Origin of the sequence: Kitasatospora sp. NA04385, from assembly GCF_013364235.1 — a bacterium.
Taxonomy (GTDB): domain Bacteria; phylum Actinomycetota; class Actinomycetes; order Streptomycetales; family Streptomycetaceae; genus Kitasatospora.
On record NZ_CP054919.1, the window covers coordinates 4,638,199 to 4,653,339 of the forward strand.

Here is a 15,141-nt window from a genome sequence, read left to right on the forward strand (position 1 = left end):
CGAGATGCCTGACGAATCGTCAGAGAAGTCGATCCTCGGGCCGGCCGCCGGCTTCGGCGTGACCTTCAAGGCCATGTTCAAGAAGCGGCTCACCGAGCAGTACCCGGAGTACAAGAAGCCCACCGCTCCGCGCTTCCACGGCCGCCACCAGCTGAACCGGCACCCGGACGGCCTGGAGAAGTGCGTCGGCTGCGAGCTGTGCGCCTGGGCCTGTCCGGCCGACGCGATCTACGTCGAGGGCGCCGACAACCGGGACGAGGAGCGCTACTCGCCCGGCGAGCGCTACGGCGCGGTCTACCAGATCAACTACGCCCGCTGCATCCTGTGCGGGCTGTGCGTCGAGGCGTGCCCGACCCGGGCGCTCACCATGACCAACGAGTACGAGCTGGCGGACTCCTCCCGGCAGGACCTGATCTTCACCAAGGAGCAGCTGCTGGTCGGGCTGTCCGAGGGCATGGTCGACTCCCCGCACTCGATCTTCCCGGGCGCCGACGAGGGCGCGTACTACCGGGGCGAGGTCACCGGCGCGGCGCCCGGCACCGTCCGGCAGGAGCGGCCCGACCGCGAGAAGGAGGAGCAGTCATGACCTCCACCGGCGAGGCCGTGCAGTTCTGGGTGCTGGCCGTGATCGCGGTCGGCGGCGCGCTCGGCATGCTGCTGATGAAGAAGGCCGTGCACTCGGCGCTCTGCCTGGCGGCGACCATGCTGGCGCTGGCGGTCTGCTACCTGGCGCAGGGCGCGGTGTTCCTGGGCGTGGTGCAGATCGTGGTCTACACCGGCGCGATCATGATGCTGTTCCTGTTCGTGGTGATGCTGGTGGGCGTCTCGGCGGCCGACTCGCTGAAGGAGCACCTGAAGGGCCAGCGGATCGCCGCGGTGCTCTGCGGCCTGGGCTTCGGCGTGCTGCTGATCGCCGGCCTGGCCAACGCGCACCTGCGGAACTTCACCGGCCTGTCCGAGGCGAACGCCGAGGGCAACGTGCAGGGCCTGGCCCGGCTGATCTTCACCAAGTACGTGTGGGCGTTCGAGGTGACCAGCGCGCTGCTGATCACCGCGGCGGTCGGCGCGATGGTGCTGACCCACCGCGAGAAGGTCCGCGCCCCGCTGACCCAGCGCCAGCTGGCCGAGCGGCGGGTCCGGGACAACATCCAGGTGCCGCCGATGCCCGCCCCCGGCGTGTACGCCCGGCACAACGCGGTGGACGTCCCGGCGCTGCTGCCGGACGGCACCGTCGCCGAGGACTCGGTGATGGGCACCCTGCGCGAGCGCGGCCAGGTCCGCGACGTCAGCCAGGAGATGCTCAAGCGGATGGCCGAGCTGGAGGAGACCACGGCCGACTGGCTGGGCCGCCCGTCCTCCGCCCGCCCGCGGGTCACCGGGCCGCGCCAGGCGCTGGAGACCGTGCCGACCAAGGAGGAGGCGGAGTGAACCCGGCCAACTACCTGTACCTCGCCGCGCTGCTGTTCACCATCGGCGCCTCCGGGGTGCTGCTGCGGCGCAACGCGATCGTGCTGTTCATGTGCGTGGAGCTGATGCTGAACGCCTCGAACCTGGCGCTGGTCACCTTCTCCCGGATGCACGGCAACCTGGACGGCCAGATCCTCGCGTTCTTCACCATGGTGGTGGCGGCGGCCGAGGTCGTGGTCGGCCTCGCCATCATCGTCTCCATCTTCCGGACCAGGCACTCCGCTTCGGTCGACGACAGCAACCTGATGAAGCTGTAGGCGGAGGGCCCCTCAGTGAACTCTCTCATTCCGCTGCTGATCGCGGCGCCGCTGGCCGGCGCTGCCCTGCTGCTGCTCGGCGGACGGGCCCTGGACCGGTTCGGGCACTGGATCGCGACGGCGCTGGCCGCGCTCTCCTTCGCCTTCGGCCTGACCCTGTTCGCGGACATGCTCGGCCGGGAAGGCGAGCAACGCGCCGTCACCGAGCGGCTGTTCAGCTGGATCCCGGTCAACGGCTTCCAGGCCGACGTCTCGTTCCGGCTCGACCAGCTCTCGATCACCTTCGTGCTGCTGATCACCGGCGTCGGCTCCCTGATCCACCTGTACTCGGTGGGCTACATGGCGCACGACGAGCGCCGCCGCCGCTTCTTCGCCTACCTGAACCTGTTCCTGGCCGCCATGCTGGTGCTGGTGCTGGCCGACAACTACCTGCTGCTGTACCTGGGCTGGGAGGGCGTCGGCCTGGCGTCCTACCTGCTGATCGGGTTCTGGCAGCACAAGCCGAGCGCCGCGACGGCCGCCAAGAAGGCGTTCATCGTCAACCGGGTCGGCGACATGGGCCTGTCCATCGCGATCATGCTGATGTTCGTCGAGTTCGGCTCCTTCGCCTTCCAGCCGGTGTTCGCCGGCGCGGGCGGCGCGAGCGAGGGCAAGCTCACCGCGATCGGCCTGATGCTGCTGCTGGCCGCCTGCGGCAAGTCCGCCCAGGTGCCGCTGCAGTCCTGGCTGGGCGACGCGATGGAGGGCCCGACCCCGGTCTCGGCCCTGATCCACGCGGCCACCATGGTCACCGCCGGCGTCTACCTGATCACCCGGTCCGGGGCGATCTTCAACCTGGCGCCGGACGCGCAGACCGCCGTGGTGGTGGTCGGCGCGGTGACGCTGCTGTTCGGTGCGGTCGTCGGTTGCGCGAAGGACGACATCAAGAAGGCGCTGGCCGGCTCGACCATGTCGCAGATCGGCTACATGATCCTGGCCGCGGGCCTGGGCCCGATCGGCTACGTGTTCGCCATCATGCACCTGGTCACCCACGGCTTCTTCAAGGCCGGGCTGTTCCTCGGCGCCGGGTCGGTCATGCACGGCATGGACGACGAGGTGAACATGCGCCACTACGGCGGCCTGCGCACGTACATGCCGGCCACCTTCTGGACGTTCATCGCCGGGTACCTGGCCCTGATCGGCTTCCCGCTGCTGTCCGGCTTCTGGTCCAAGGACAAGATCATCGACGCGGCGTTCGCCAAGGGCGGCACCGAGGGGTGGATCCTCGGCCTGTGCACCCTGCTCGGGGCCGCGATCACCGCCTTCTACATGACCCGGGTGGTGCTGCTCACCTTCTTCGGCGAGCAGCGCTGGCAGCCCTCCGCCGAGACCGGCGAACTGCCGCACCCGCACGAGTCCCCGAAGACCATGACGATCCCGATGGTCGTGCTCTCCTTCGGCTCGGTCTTCGCCGGCGGCCTGTTCACCCTGAACAGCTCCTTCCTGCACTGGCTGGAGCCGGTCACCGGCCACGCCGAGGGCGACTCGCCGCTGGCGCCGCTCGCGGTCAGCGTCATCGCCACCGTCTGCATGCTGCTCGGCGCCGGCCTGGCCTGGCAGATGTACGGCCGCAGCCCCGTCCCGGTGAAGGCGCCGGTCGGCTCGCTCCTCACCCGGGCGGCCCGCCGGGACCTGCTCCAGGACGACTTCAACCACGCCGTCCTGGTCCGCCCCGGCTCGGCGCTGGCCGCCACCCTGGTCTGGTTCGACAGCCGGGGCCTGGACGGCTTCGTCAACGGCCTGGCCGCGGCGATCGGCGGGATCTCCGGCCGGCTGCGCCGGATCCAGACCGGCTACGTCCGCACGTACGCGCTCTCCATGTTCGGCGGCACGCTGGTGCTGGTCGCCTCCACTCTCCTGATGAGGTCGGTCTGATGAGCTACCTCCTCTCCGCCACCTGTGCCGTCCCGGCCGCCGGAGCGGTGCTCACCGCCGCCCTCCCGGCCGGGACCAGCGAGGCGCGGCGGCGCACCACCAAGACCGTCGCGCTGGCGGTCTCCGTCCTCACCCTCGGCCTGGCCGCCGCGGTCGCCACCTCCTTCGAACCCGGCGGCGCCCGCTACCAGTTGACCGAGTCCTACTCCTGGATCCGCTCGTTCGGGATCAGCTTCTCGCTGGGCGCGGACGGCATCGGCACCGCCCTGGTGCTGCTGACCGCCGTGCTGGTGCCGCTGGTGATGCTGGCCGGCTGGCACGACGCCGACCCGGCCGCCCCCGAGGGCTCGTTCGAGTCCAAGCGGCGCACCCAGGCGTTCTTCGCACTGGTCCTGGCCGTCGAGGCGATGGTGCTGGTGTCCTTCCTGGCCACCGACGTCTTCGTGTTCTACGTGTTCTTCGAAGCCATGCTGATCCCGATGTACTTCCTGATCGGCGGCTTCGGCGACCGGGCCGGCGGCCCCGACGCGGACCGCCAGCGCTCCTACGCGGCCGTCAAGTTCCTGCTGTACAACCTGCTCGGCGGCCTGGTCATGCTGGCCGCCGTGATCGGCCTGTACGTGGCGGCCGGCGACCAGGGCCAGGCGACGTTCAGCCTGACCGCGCTCACCGACGCGATCTCCTCCGGCAAGCTGGTGATCGACCCGAACGCGCAGCGGGCGCTGTTCCTCGGCTTCTTCTTCGCCTTCGCGGTGAAGGCCCCGATGTGGCCGCTGCACACCTGGCTGCCGAACGCGATGGGCGAGTCCACCGCCGGGACGGCCGTGCTGATCACCGCGGTGGTCGACAAGGTCGGCACCTTCGCGATGCTGCGCTTCTGCCTGGGCCTGTTCCCGGACGCGTCCAAGACCTTCGCCCCGGTGATCATGGTGCTGGCGCTGATCGGCATCGTCTACGGCGCGCTGGTCGCGATCGGCCAGAAGGACATCAAGCGCCTGGTCGCCTACGCGTCCATCTCGCACTTCGGGTTCATCATCCTGGGCGTCTTCGCGATGACCAGCCAGGGCCAGTCCGGCGCGACGCTCTACATGGTCAACCACGGCATCTCCACCGCCGCGTGGATGCTGGTGGCGGGCTTCCTGATCTCCCGCCGCGGCTCCCGCCTGATCGCCGACTACGGCGGCGTGCAGAAGGTCGCCCCGGTGCTGGCCGGCACCTTCCTGCTGGGCGGCCTGGCCACCCTGTCGCTGCCCGGCATGGGCCCGTTCGTCAGCGAGTTCCTGGTCCTGGTCGGCACCTTCAGCCGCTACCCGGCGATCGGCGTGGTGGCGACCTTCGGCATCGTGCTGGCCGCGCTGTACGCCCTGCTGCTGTACCAGCGCACCATGACCGGCCCGGTGAAGGCCCCGGTCGAGGGCATGCCCGACCTGAAGGCCCGCGAACTGGCCGTCGTCGCCCCGCTGGTGGCGCTGACCCTGCTGCTGGGCGTCTACCCGCAGCCGCTCACCGACATGGTGAACCCGGCCGTCGACGACACCCTCAGCCAGATCCACCGCACCGACCCCGCACCGGCCCACCCGGTCGCCGCCACCAACGGAGGTGAGCAGAAGTGATGCCCGTCCACGCGCTGGCCGCCGCCAACGGCAGCGGTCCGAGCATCCCCGCCCCGCACATCGAGTACGGGCAGCTCTCGCCGATGCTGGTGGTGTTCGGCGCCGCCCTGGTCGGCGTGCTGGTGGAGGCGTTCCTGCCCCGCCGGGCCCGCGCCTCCGCCCAGCTGGGGGTGTCGCTGCTGGGCCTGGGCGGCGCCTTCGCGGCCGTGGTGGTGCTGGCCGCGCAGGGCCACGCCACCACCAAGTCCGGCCTGCTGGCGATGGGCGCGGTCGCCATCGACGGCCCGGCGCTGTTCCTGCAGGGCGTGATCCTGCTGACCGCGGTGCTGGCGGTGCTCACCTACGCGGAGGGCCGGCTGGAGCCGCGGATCAACGGCCACCGGGTGGACGCGTTCGCCGCCCAGGCCTCGTCCGTCCCCGGCGGCGAGCAGGAGCGCGACGCGACCCGCGAGGGCATGCGCACCACCGAGATCTACCCGCTGACCCTGTTCGCGGTCGGCGGCATGCTGCTCTTCCCGGCCTCGAACGACCTGCTGACCATGTTCGTGGCGCTGGAGGTGCTCTCCCTCCCGCTGTACCTGATGTGCGCGCTCGCCCGGCGCCGCCGCCTGATCTCGCAGGAGGCGGCGGTCAAGTACTTCCTGCTGGGCGCGTTCGCCTCGGCGTTCTTCCTGTTCGGCACCGCCCTGGTGTACGGCTACGCGGGCTCGCTGCAGTTCGGCGAGATCGCCGACGTGGTCTCCGGGGTCTCCCAGGTCACCCCGGCGCTGGCCGTCACCACCCAGAACGACGCGCTGCTGCTGATCGGCCTGGCCATGCTGGCCGTCGGCCTGCTGTTCAAGGTCGGCGCGGTGCCGTTCCACTCCTGGACGCCGGACGTCTACCAGGGCGCCCCGACGCCGGTCACCGGCTTCATGGCGGCCGCCACCAAGACCGCCGCGTTCGGCGCCCTGCTGCGGCTGTTCTACGTGGCCTTCCCGGGCCTGCGCTGGGACTGGCGGCCCGTCATGTGGGGCGTGGCGATCCTCACCATGGCGGTCGGCGCGGTGCTGGCCATCACCCAGCAGGACGTGAAGCGGCTGCTGGCCTACTCCTCGGTCGCGCACGCCGGCTTCATCCTGACCGGCCTGATCGCCACCGACCGGCGCGGCGTGGCGGCGGTGCTGTTCTACCTGCTGGCGTACTCCTTCGTGACGCTCGGCGCGTTCGCCGTGGTCACCCTGGTGCGGGACTCCAAGGGCGAGGCCACCCACCTGTCCAACTGGGCCGGTCTGGGCCGCCGCTCGCCGCTGCTGGCGGCGGTGTTCGCGCTGTTCCTGCTGGCCTTCGCGGGCATCCCGCTGACCTCCGGGTTCACCGGCAAGTTCGCGGTCTTCCAGGCCGCGGCCGAGGGCGGGGCCACCCCGCTGGTCGTCGTCGGTGTGCTCTCCTCGGCGGTCGCCGCGTTCTTCTACGTCCGGGTCATCGTGCTGATGTTCTTCTCCGACCCGCAGCCGTCCGGCCCCGCGGTGGCCGTGCCCAGCCCGCTCACCGCCACCGCCATCGGCGTCGGCGTGCTGGTCACCCTCGGTCTGGGCCTGCTCCCGCAGTACTTCCTCGACCTGGCCTCCAAGGCCTCGCTGTTCGTCCGCTGAACGGCTCCGCCCGGCTCCGGCCCCCGCCCGCACGGGCGGGGGCCGGAGCCGTGGAGCGGCGCGGACGGGATCGTCCACGGCCCACCTCCCGCCACCAGGGAAGTCGGGCCCATGCCCGTGCAGTGATCCACTCCGGACCGGATACGCTGCCTTGTATGTGCATCGGCGAGGCTGAGGGACCGGCCCGCTGGATCGACCAGGGACAGGAGTGGTCAGCGTGACCGTCGTGGGGCCCTTCGGGCTGAGCGTGCAGGACCGCGATCTGACCCGTGACGTCCAGGCGGGGATGCAGGCCGTGGAGTCCGCCCTGGTCGAGGCCGTCAAGAGCGACGTGCCGTTCATCACGGTGACCGCCAGCCACCTGATCGAGGCCGGGGGCAAGCGGTTCAGGCCGCTGCTGGTGATGCTCGCCGCGCAGTTCGGCGACCCCGCGGCGCCCGGCGTGGTGCCCTCCGCCGTGGTGGTCGAGCTGACCCACCTCGCCACGCTCTACCACGACGACGTGATGGACGAGGCCCCGGTGCGGCGCGGCGCGCCCAGCGCCAACAACCGCTGGGACAACTCGGTGGCCATCCTCACCGGCGACTTCCTGTTCTCGCGCGCCTCGCAGGTGCTCTCCGACCTCGGCCCGGAGGCCGTCCGGATCCAGTCCGACGCCTTCGAGCGGCTGGTCACCGGCCAGATCCTGGAGACCGCCGGGCCGCGCCCCGAGGACGACCCGCTGCGCCACTACCTGGACGTGATCGCCGGCAAGACCGGCTCGCTGATCGCCGTCTCCTGCCGCTTCGGCTCGCTGATGGCCGGCGCCGAGCCGTGGATCGTCGACCTGCTCACCCAGTACGGCGAGCGGATCGGCACCGCCTTCCAGCTCGCCGACGACGTCCTGGACGTCGCCAGCGACGGCCACGAGTCCGGCAAGACCCCCGGCACCGACCTGCGCGAGGGCGTCCCGACCCTGCCGGTGCTGATGCTGCACCAGACGCCCGTCGACCCGGCCGACCCCGAGGACGTCCGGCTGCGCGAGCTGCTCGCCACCGACCTGGCCGCCGACGAGGCCGCGCACGCCGAGGCGCTGCGGCTGCTGCGCCGCCACCCGGCGCTGGAGCGGGCCCGCCGCGAGACGCTGCGCTACGCCGAGGAGGCCCGGGCGCTGCTGGAGACGCTGCCGGACTGCCCGGCGAAGGCCGCCCTCCAGGAGCTGTGCGACACCGTGGCGATCCGCACGATGTAGCCGTCCCGGCCGACCGCCCGCCCGCCGCGCGCTAGGGTCTGTCCCATGTTGCGCGTGGTGATCGCCGAGGACTCCGTGCTGCTCCGCGAGGGGCTGACCCGGCTGCTGACGGACCGTGGGATGGAGGTCGTGGCGGGCGTCGGGGACGGCGACGCCCTGGTGCGGACGATCGACGGCCTGCACGCCGAGGGCGCCCTGCCCGACGTGGTGGTGGCGGACGTGCGGATGCCGCCGACGCACACCGACGAGGGGGTGCGGGCCTGCGTGGAGCTGCGCGGCCGCCACCCCGGGCTGGGCGTGCTGGTGCTCTCCCAGCACGTGGAGGAGCAGTACGCGAGCGAGCTGCTGGCCGGCTCCACCCGCGGGGTGGGCTACCTGCTGAAGGACCGGGTCGCCGAGGTCCGCGAGTTCGTCGACGCGGTGGACCGGGTCGCCCGGGGCGGCACCGCGCTCGACCCGGAGGTGGTGCAGCAGCTGCTCAGCCGCAGCCGCCAGGTCGACACGCTGGCGGGCCTGACGCCCCGCGAGCGCGAGGTGCTGGGCCTGATGGCGGAGGGCCGCACCAACGCGGCGATCGCCAAGCAGCTGGTGGTCTCGGACGGCGCGGTGGAGAAGCACGTGTCGAACATCTTCCAGAAGCTGGGCCTGGGCCAGAGCCCGGAGGACCACCGGCGGGTGCTGGCCGTCCTGGCCTACCTGGAGTCCTGAGCCGCGCGGACCCGGCCGCGACGGTCTGCGCGAGTTCCCCTCCAGCCGTGCTCCGCCCGCTTAGGATTCCCTTGGTGCGCCAGGCGGACGGGGCACACGGCTCACGCCCGCTGCTGGCTCCCCGACGAGGAGGTCCGCGGCAGTGACCAGTCAGGTCGATCAGTCAGAAGCAGTGGACGGTTCGGACGGCGACGGCCCGGCCGGGTCCGCCCGTGCGTCGTCCGGGCGGGCGGCGGCCAAGCCGATCCGTCGGCTGGACCGGGTGATCATCCGCTTCGCGGGCGACTCGGGCGACGGCATGCAGCTCACCGGCGACCGGTTCACCTCGGAGACCGCGGCGTTCGGCAACGACCTGTCCACGCTGCCGAACTTCCCGGCCGAGATCCGGGCCCCCGCAGGCACCCTGCCGGGCGTCTCCAGCTTCCAGCTGCACTTCGCCGACCACGACATCCTCACCCCGGGCGACGCGCCCGACGTGCTGGTGGCGATGAACCCGGCGGCGCTGAAGGCCAACCTGGCGGACCTGCCGGCCGGCGCGGAGATCATCGTCAACACCGACGAGTTCACCAAGCGCGCGCTGGCCAAGGTCGGCTACGCGGCCTCCCCGCTGGACGACGGCTCGCTGGAGGCGTTCCGGCTGCACCCGGTGCCGCTGACCACGCTGACCCTGGAGGCGCTCAAGGACAGCGGCCTGGCCCGCAAGGACGCCGAGCGGGCGAAGAACATGTTCGCGCTCGGCCTGCTGTCCTGGATGTACCACCGGCCCACCCACGGCACCGAGCTGTTCCTGCGGCAGAAGTTCGCCAAGAAGCCGGAGATCGCCGAGGCCAACGTGTCGGCGTTCCGGGCGGGTTGGAACTTCGGCGAGACCACCGAGGACTTCGCGGTCTCCTACGAGGTGCAGCCCGCCAAGCTCGCCCCCGGCACCTACCGCAACATCTCCGGCAACCTGGCGCTGTCGTACGGCCTGGTGGCGGCGGGGGAGCGCTCCGGCCTGCCGGTGTTCCTCGGCTCGTACCCGATCACCCCGGCCTCGGACATCCTGCACGAGCTGTCCCGGCACAAGGACTTCGGCGTGCGCACCTTCCAGGCCGAGGACGAGATCGCGGGCATCGGCGCGGCGCTGGGCGCGGCGTTCGGCGGCGCGCTGGGCGTGACCACGACCTCCGGCCCGGGCGTGGCGCTGAAGTCGGAGACCATCGGCCTGGCGGTGTCGCTGGAGCTGCCGCTGCTGATCGTCGACATCCAGCGCGGCGGCCCGTCCACCGGCCTGCCCACCAAGACCGAGCAGGCCGACCTGCTGCAGGCGATGTTCGGCCGCAACGGCGAGGCGCCGGTGCCGGTGGTGGCGCCCGCGACGCCCGCCGAGTGCTTCACCGCGGCGCTGGACGCGGCCCGGATCGCGCTGACCTACCGCACCCCGGTGTTCCTGCTCTCGGACGGCTACCTGGCCAACGGCTCCGAGCCGTGGAAGCTCCCGGAGGTCGACGAACTCCCGGACCTGCGGGTCGAGTTCGCCACCGAGCCGAACGGCCCGGACGGCAGCTTCCGCCCCTACCAGCGCGACCCGCACACGCTGGCCCGCCCGTGGGCGGTGCCCGGCACGCCCGGCCTGGAGCACCGGATCGGCGGCATCGAGAAGCAGGACGGCACCGGCAACATCTCCTACGACCCGGCCAACCACGACTTCATGGTGCGCACCCGGCAGGCCAAGGTCGACAACATCGCCGTCCCGGACGTCGAGGTGGACGACCCGAGCGGCGAGGCCCGCGTCCTGGTGCTCGGCTGGGGCTCCACCTACGGCCCGATCACCGCCGCGGTGCGCCGGGTGCGGGCCGACGGCGGCCACGTCGCCCAGGCCCACCTGCGGCACCTCAACCCGTTCCCGGCCAACCTCGGGGCGGTGCTGGAGCGCTACGAGCGGGTGATCGTCCCCGAGATGAACCTCGGGCAGCTCGCCCTGCTGCTGCGCGCCAAGTACCTCGTCGACGCCCAGTCCTACAACCAGGTCCGCGGCCTGCCGTTCAAGGCCGCCCAACTCGCCGACGTGCTGCACGCCGCGCTCGGCAGCCTCGACGCGGAGGAGACCCGATGACCGACTTCCCCGCCCTGCGCCTGGTCCCCAAGGCGGACGGCCCGCAGTCCGCGAAGGACTTCAAGACGGACCAGGAGGTGCGCTGGTGCCCGGGCTGCGGCGACTACGCGATCCTCGCGGCCGTCCAGTCCTTCATGCCGGAGCTGGGCATCCGGCGCGAGAACACCGTCTTCGTGTCCGGGATCGGCTGCTCCTCGCGCTTCCCGTACTACATGAACACCTACGGCATGCACTCGATCCACGGCCGCGCCCCGGCGATCGCCACCGGCCTGGCCGCCTCCCGCCCCGACCTGTCGGTGTGGGTGGTCACCGGTGACGGCGACGCGCTCTCGATCGGCGGCAACCACCTGATCCACGCGCTGCGGCGCAACGTCAACCTGAAGATCCTGCTGTTCAACAACCGGATCTACGGGCTGACCAAGGGCCAGTACTCGCCCACCAGCGAGGTCGGCAAGATCACCAAGTCGACGCCGATGGGCTCGCTGGACGCCCCGTTCAACCCGCTCTCGCTGGCGATCGGCGCCGAGGCCTCGTTCGTGGCCCGCACCATCGACTCCGACCGGCAGCACCTGCAGTCGGTGCTGCGGGCCGCCGCGCAGCACGAGGGCACCGCGCTCGTGGAGATCTACCAGAACTGCAACATCTTCAACGACGGCGCCTTCGAGGTCCTCAAGGAGCCGGGCACCCGCGACGAGGCGCTGGTCCGGCTGGAGCACGGGCAGCCGGTGCTGGTCGGCGCGGACCGGCACGTGGTCCGCGACGCGGACGGCGAACTGCGGATCGCCCCGCGCTCCGAGGGCACCGCGATCGTCCACGACGCGCACGCCGCGAGCCCGGCCACCGCCTTCGCGCTCACCCGGCTCGCCGACGCGGACACCCTGCACCACACCCCGATCGGGGTGCTGCGCGACGTGTCCCGCCCGGTCTACGACACCCTGATGGCCGAGCAGCTCACCCGCGCCGAGGAGCAGCGCGGCCGCGGCGACCTGGGCGCGCTGCTGGCCGGCTCCAGCACCTGGACGGTGGACGCGTAGCGGTTCCCGGTCGCGGGGCCCGGGGGAGTGCCGTCCCCCGGGCCCCGCCGCTTTTCCCGGGTTCCCTCGCGTTGCCCCGTGTCTCTCCGTGTCTCTCCGTGTCAGGAGTCAACTACGGAATCGGGGATGACATCCCCGGGCGCGGGCCGCTACCTTTCGGGTGACATGACAGCGTGCGGGTGAAGGGCAGGCCATGGCGGAGGGTTCGCGGGAGGCCAGGGTCGGGTTGTGGAACGGCTTCGCGGCGTACGGGATGTGGGGCCTGTTCCCGCTGTTCTGGCCGCTGCTGGAGCCCGCCGGGGCGGTCGACATCCTGGCCAACCGGATGGTGTGGTCGCTGGTCGCGGTCGCCGCGATGCTGTTGGTGCGCCGCCGCTGGGGGTGGATCCGGCCGCTGCTGCGCCAGCCGCGCCGGCTGGCCCTGCTGGCGCTGGCCGCGGCCACCGTCTCGGTCAACTGGGGCGTCTACATCTGGGGCGTCAACTCCGGGCACGTGGTGGAGACCAGCCTCGGCTACTTCATCAACCCGCTGGTGACCATCGCCTTCGGCGTGCTGGTGCTGCGCGAGCGGCTGCGCCCGGCGCAGTGGGCGGCGGTCGGCGTGGGCGCCGCGGCCGTGCTGGTGCTGACGGTGGCGTACGGCCGCCCGCCGTGGATCGCGCTGGTCCTGGCGTTCTCGTTCGCCACCTACGGCCTGATCAAGAAGAAGGTCGGCCTGGGCGGCGCGGAGAGCCTCGCGGTGGAGAGCGCGGTGATGTTCCCGTTCGCGCTGGCCTTCCTGGTGTACCTGGCGGTGCGCGGCGAGGGCAGCCTCGGGCACGACGGCTGGGGGCACAGCGCGCTGCTGGTGCTGAGCGGGGTGATCACGGCGGTGCCGCTGATGTGCTTCGGCGCGGCGGCGCTGCGGGTGCCGCTGACCACGCTGGGGCTGCTGCAGTACCTGGCGCCGGTGTCGCAGTTCCTGATCGGCGTCGCGGTGTTCCACGAGTCGATGGCGCCGGCCCGCTGGGCGGGCTTCGCCCTGGTGTGGGTGGCGCTGGTGGTGCTGAGCGCGGACGCGCTGCGCCGGATGCGGGCCGAGCGCCGACGGGCGCCGGTGCCGGTGCCGGTCGCGGGCTGAGCGGTCGCGGGCCGGGCGGGCTCGGGCCGAGCGGTCGCCGGCTGAGCGGCCTCGGGCTGGTCGGGCGCCGGCCGGGCGGTTGCCGGGTTGAGCGGACGCCGGACGAGCGGCCTCGGGCTGGTCGGGCGCCGGCCGAGCGGTTGCCGGGTTGAGCGGTCGCCGGACGAGCGGTCGCGGGTTGAGCGGTCGCGGGCCGGGCGGTCGCGGGCCGGGCGGTCGCCGGGCCGCGGTTCAGAGCGCGGCGAGCTCGCGGGCCAGCCGGGCGCTGTCGCGGTGCCCGGTGAACTCGCGCGCCGCGGCCAGCGCGGCGGCCCGGCGGCGGGGGGCGAGCAGCCCGCCGTGGGTGAGCGAGTCGACCGGCCGCCGGGTGCGCCACTCGTCCAGGGACCAGCGGGCGTACGGGCCGAACAGGGCGCGGGTGGGGTCGGGCAGGTCGGTGCGGGCGGGGACGGCGGCCCGGGCGCCGTTCAGCGCGACCTGCCCGTCGAGGCCGGCGCAGACGTCGAGCCAGGCGAGCGCGGCGGTGCGGTTGCGGGCCGCCCGGGGCAGCGCGAAGACGTCGGTCCGGGACTGGAACAGGGCCTCGGTGCCGGGCGCGGCGCTCCAGCCGTAGTCGGTGCCCGGGCGCAGCCCGAGGTCCTCGCGCAGCCAGGTGTCGGCCCAGTCGCCGGTGACCAGGTACCCGGCCCGGCCGGTGCCCAGCAGCCGGGCGGCGTCGGTCCAGTCGGCGTCCGGGGCGGGCGGCGCGGCGAGCGCCAGCAGGGCGTCCAGGGTGCGCAGGGCGCCGGTGGCGGCGGAGCCGCGCCAGGGGCCGCCGGGCCGCCACAGCGCGGCGAAGCCGTCGGGGCCGTGCGCGGCGAGCAGGACGGTCTCGGCCAGGTGCAGCACCTCGGCCGGGCCGCCGACGGCGAGCGGGGTGGTGCCGGTGGCGGCGAGCTGCCGCAGCCGGGCGAGCAGTGCCCCGGTGTCCCGGGGCGGCGGGGCGGCACCGGCCGCGGCCAGCAGCCGCGGGTTGGTCCACAGCAGGTTGGTGCGCCTGGCCCCGGCCGGGACGCCGTACAGCGCCCCGCCGGCCCGCAGCCGGGGCAGCAGCGCCCCGGGCAGCCCCGCCGTCCAGCCGCGGGCGGCGGCGAGGGCGTCCAGCGGCTCCAACCGGGGTGCCAGTTCGGCGAGTTCGTCGCCGCCGGAGCACCGGAAGCTGTCCGGCGGCGGACCGTCGGCGAGCCGGGCGGCGAGGTCGGTGCCGGCCGGGTTGGAGGCGTCGCCCGCCACGAAGGTGACGTTCGGGGCGCGGCCCTTCAACGCGGCCAGCAGGGCCTGCAGCCCGCCCTGCTCCGGGCCGCTCGTCCAGCCGGTGGTGACCTCCAGCAGGCCCGCCGGACCGCTCGTCGAACTCGCCTCCGCCGAGCCGTACCGGGCCAGCGCGGTGGCGCCCAGGGCGGCCAGCGCGCCCAGCAGGACCCGGCGGCGGCGGATCGGCACGGCACTCCCAGCGGGGTCGAACGGGCGGGCGGGCGAACGACGGACGAACGGTCCGCGGCGGCCCACCATCCCACCGTCCGGCCCGATCCCGCGTCAAGGGCCGGGCCCCGCCGGGCAGCCCCGAAGAACGCCTCCGCGGGATCTCCTCAACCGGACTCCCGGACTGCTAACGTCCGTGCTGCGCGACCCGGCCGCGGCTGTCCCGGCGCGCGGGAGGAACTCCGATGGTGCACCTCGCCCGGCCCGTGCTCCGCCCCGTTCCCGCGGTGCGGCGGGAGGCGTGCGGGGCGCAGCGCGGCGAGCTGAGCATCACCCGGGCCCCCGGGGTGCCGGCGCTGATCCGCTGGCAGCCCGCCGGGGGCGAACCGGTCGACCTCCTCCCGCCCTACCGCCTCGACCGGGTCGAGATCCGCCGCTCCCACCGGGCCAGCCTGCACGGCCTGACCGCCGGCGTCCGCCTGGTCACCGCCGGCCGCTCCCTCCTCTTCCTGGTCCCCCCGGCCGACCTGCCGGCCCTCGCCCTGGCGGCGGCCTCCACCCGGAGGGCGCCGTAGCGGAGCACCGCCGGGGCGAGGGCCGCCGTTCC

General features: G+C 73.1%; 13 protein-coding genes. 12 read left to right on the plus strand and 1 reads right to left on the minus strand.

The features are described from left to right. Positions 1-4 precede the first annotated feature (4 nt). The 11 genes from nuoI to rarD all read left to right on the plus strand — a co-directional run bounded on the left by nuoI (position 5) and on the right by rarD (position 13,073). Positions 5-586 carry an NADH-quinone oxidoreductase subunit NuoI gene (gene nuoI / locus HUT16_RS20835; protein WP_176189632.1) on the plus strand — a complete coding sequence of 194 codons (582 nt, stop codon included), beginning with the start codon at positions 5-7 and terminating at the stop codon, positions 584-586. After that, positions 583-1,428 (plus strand): NADH-quinone oxidoreductase subunit J, encoded by an 846-nt coding sequence (locus HUT16_RS20840; protein WP_176189633.1) that lies wholly within the window; start codon positions 583-585, stop codon positions 1,426-1,428. Before nuoI ends, HUT16_RS20840 begins: the two co-directional genes overlap by 4 nt. Further along, positions 1,425-1,724 (plus strand): NADH-quinone oxidoreductase subunit NuoK, encoded by a 300-nt coding sequence (gene nuoK / locus HUT16_RS20845; protein WP_033215314.1) that lies wholly within the window; start codon positions 1,425-1,427, stop codon positions 1,722-1,724. The genes HUT16_RS20840 and nuoK overlap by 4 nt, the downstream gene beginning before the upstream one ends. Before the next feature lie 15 nt (positions 1,725-1,739). Beyond that, positions 1,740-3,638 carry an NADH-quinone oxidoreductase subunit L gene (nuoL, locus tag HUT16_RS20850; protein ID WP_176189634.1) on the plus strand — a complete coding sequence of 633 codons (1,899 nt, stop codon included), beginning with the start codon at positions 1,740-1,742 and terminating at the stop codon, positions 3,636-3,638. Beyond that, complete coding sequence (locus tag HUT16_RS20855) at positions 3,638-5,251, plus strand: NADH-quinone oxidoreductase subunit M (RefSeq protein ID WP_176189635.1); 1,614 nt, start codon at positions 3,638-3,640, stop codon at positions 5,249-5,251. Before nuoL ends, HUT16_RS20855 begins: the two co-directional genes overlap by 1 nt. Beyond that, a complete protein-coding gene (nuoN, locus tag HUT16_RS20860) occupies positions 5,251-6,885 on the plus strand; it encodes an NADH-quinone oxidoreductase subunit NuoN (protein ID WP_176189636.1) in 1,635 nt (544 codons plus the stop codon). The genes HUT16_RS20855 and nuoN overlap by 1 nt, the downstream gene beginning before the upstream one ends. Positions 6,886-7,102: 217 nt before the next feature. Next, entirely contained in the window at positions 7,103-8,116 is a 1,014-nt protein-coding gene (locus tag HUT16_RS20865) for a polyprenyl synthetase family protein (protein ID WP_176189637.1), read from the plus strand. A gap of 45 nt (positions 8,117-8,161) precedes the next feature. Then, on the plus strand, positions 8,162-8,824 hold the full coding sequence (locus HUT16_RS20870) for a response regulator transcription factor (protein ID WP_176189638.1): 663 nt from the start codon (positions 8,162-8,164) through the stop codon (positions 8,822-8,824). 142 nt (positions 8,825-8,966) lie between these two features. Continuing rightward, positions 8,967-10,919 (plus strand): 2-oxoacid:acceptor oxidoreductase subunit alpha, encoded by a 1,953-nt coding sequence (locus HUT16_RS20875; RefSeq protein ID WP_176189639.1) that lies wholly within the window; start codon positions 8,967-8,969, stop codon positions 10,917-10,919. Continuing rightward, complete coding sequence (locus HUT16_RS20880; protein WP_176189640.1) at positions 10,916-11,953, plus strand: 2-oxoacid:ferredoxin oxidoreductase subunit beta; 1,038 nt, start codon at positions 10,916-10,918, stop codon at positions 11,951-11,953. Before HUT16_RS20875 ends, HUT16_RS20880 begins: the two co-directional genes overlap by 4 nt. Positions 11,954-12,146: 193 nt before the next feature. Then, positions 12,147-13,073 (plus strand): EamA family transporter RarD, encoded by a 927-nt coding sequence (gene rarD, locus HUT16_RS20885; protein WP_176189641.1) that lies wholly within the window; start codon positions 12,147-12,149, stop codon positions 13,071-13,073. Between the two features lie 231 nt (positions 13,074-13,304). On the opposite strand, the gene HUT16_RS20890 is transcribed toward rarD, so the two are convergent. Next, positions 13,305-14,555, minus strand: a complete 1,251-nt coding sequence (locus HUT16_RS20890) for an extracellular solute-binding protein (RefSeq protein WP_176189642.1) — start codon at positions 14,553-14,555, stop codon at positions 13,305-13,307. Between the two features lie 224 nt (positions 14,556-14,779). Here HUT16_RS20890 and HUT16_RS20895 point away from each other — a divergent pair, with 224 nt between their 5' ends. Next, positions 14,780-15,109, plus strand: coding sequence for a hypothetical protein (locus HUT16_RS20895; protein ID WP_176189643.1), 330 nt, complete (start codon positions 14,780-14,782; stop codon positions 15,107-15,109). Positions 15,110-15,141: the final 32 nt, after the last annotated feature.

Bases quoted from the DNA above. Each gene is read 5' to 3' on its own strand.
- HUT16_RS20840 (WP_176189633.1), top strand. From the start codon at position 583: ATGACCTCCACCGGCGAGGCCGTGCAGTTCTGGGTGCTGGCCGTGATC.
- HUT16_RS20870 (WP_176189638.1), top strand. From the start codon at position 8,162: ATGTTGCGCGTGGTGATCGCCGAGGACTCCGTGCTGCTCCGCGAGGGG.
- HUT16_RS20895 (WP_176189643.1), top strand. From the start codon at position 14,780: ATGGTGCACCTCGCCCGGCCCGTGCTCCGCCCCGTTCCCGCGGTGCGG.
- HUT16_RS20855 (WP_176189635.1), top strand. From the start codon at position 3,638: ATGAGCTACCTCCTCTCCGCCACCTGTGCCGTCCCGGCCGCCGGAGCG.
- HUT16_RS20880 (WP_176189640.1), top strand. From the start codon at position 10,916: ATGACCGACTTCCCCGCCCTGCGCCTGGTCCCCAAGGCGGACGGCCCG.
- nuoI (WP_176189632.1), top strand. From the start codon at position 5: ATGCCTGACGAATCGTCAGAGAAGTCGATCCTCGGGCCGGCCGCCGGC.
- rarD (WP_176189641.1), top strand. From the start codon at position 12,147: ATGGCGGAGGGTTCGCGGGAGGCCAGGGTCGGGTTGTGGAACGGCTTC.
- nuoN (WP_176189636.1), top strand. From the start codon at position 5,251: ATGCCCGTCCACGCGCTGGCCGCCGCCAACGGCAGCGGTCCGAGCATC.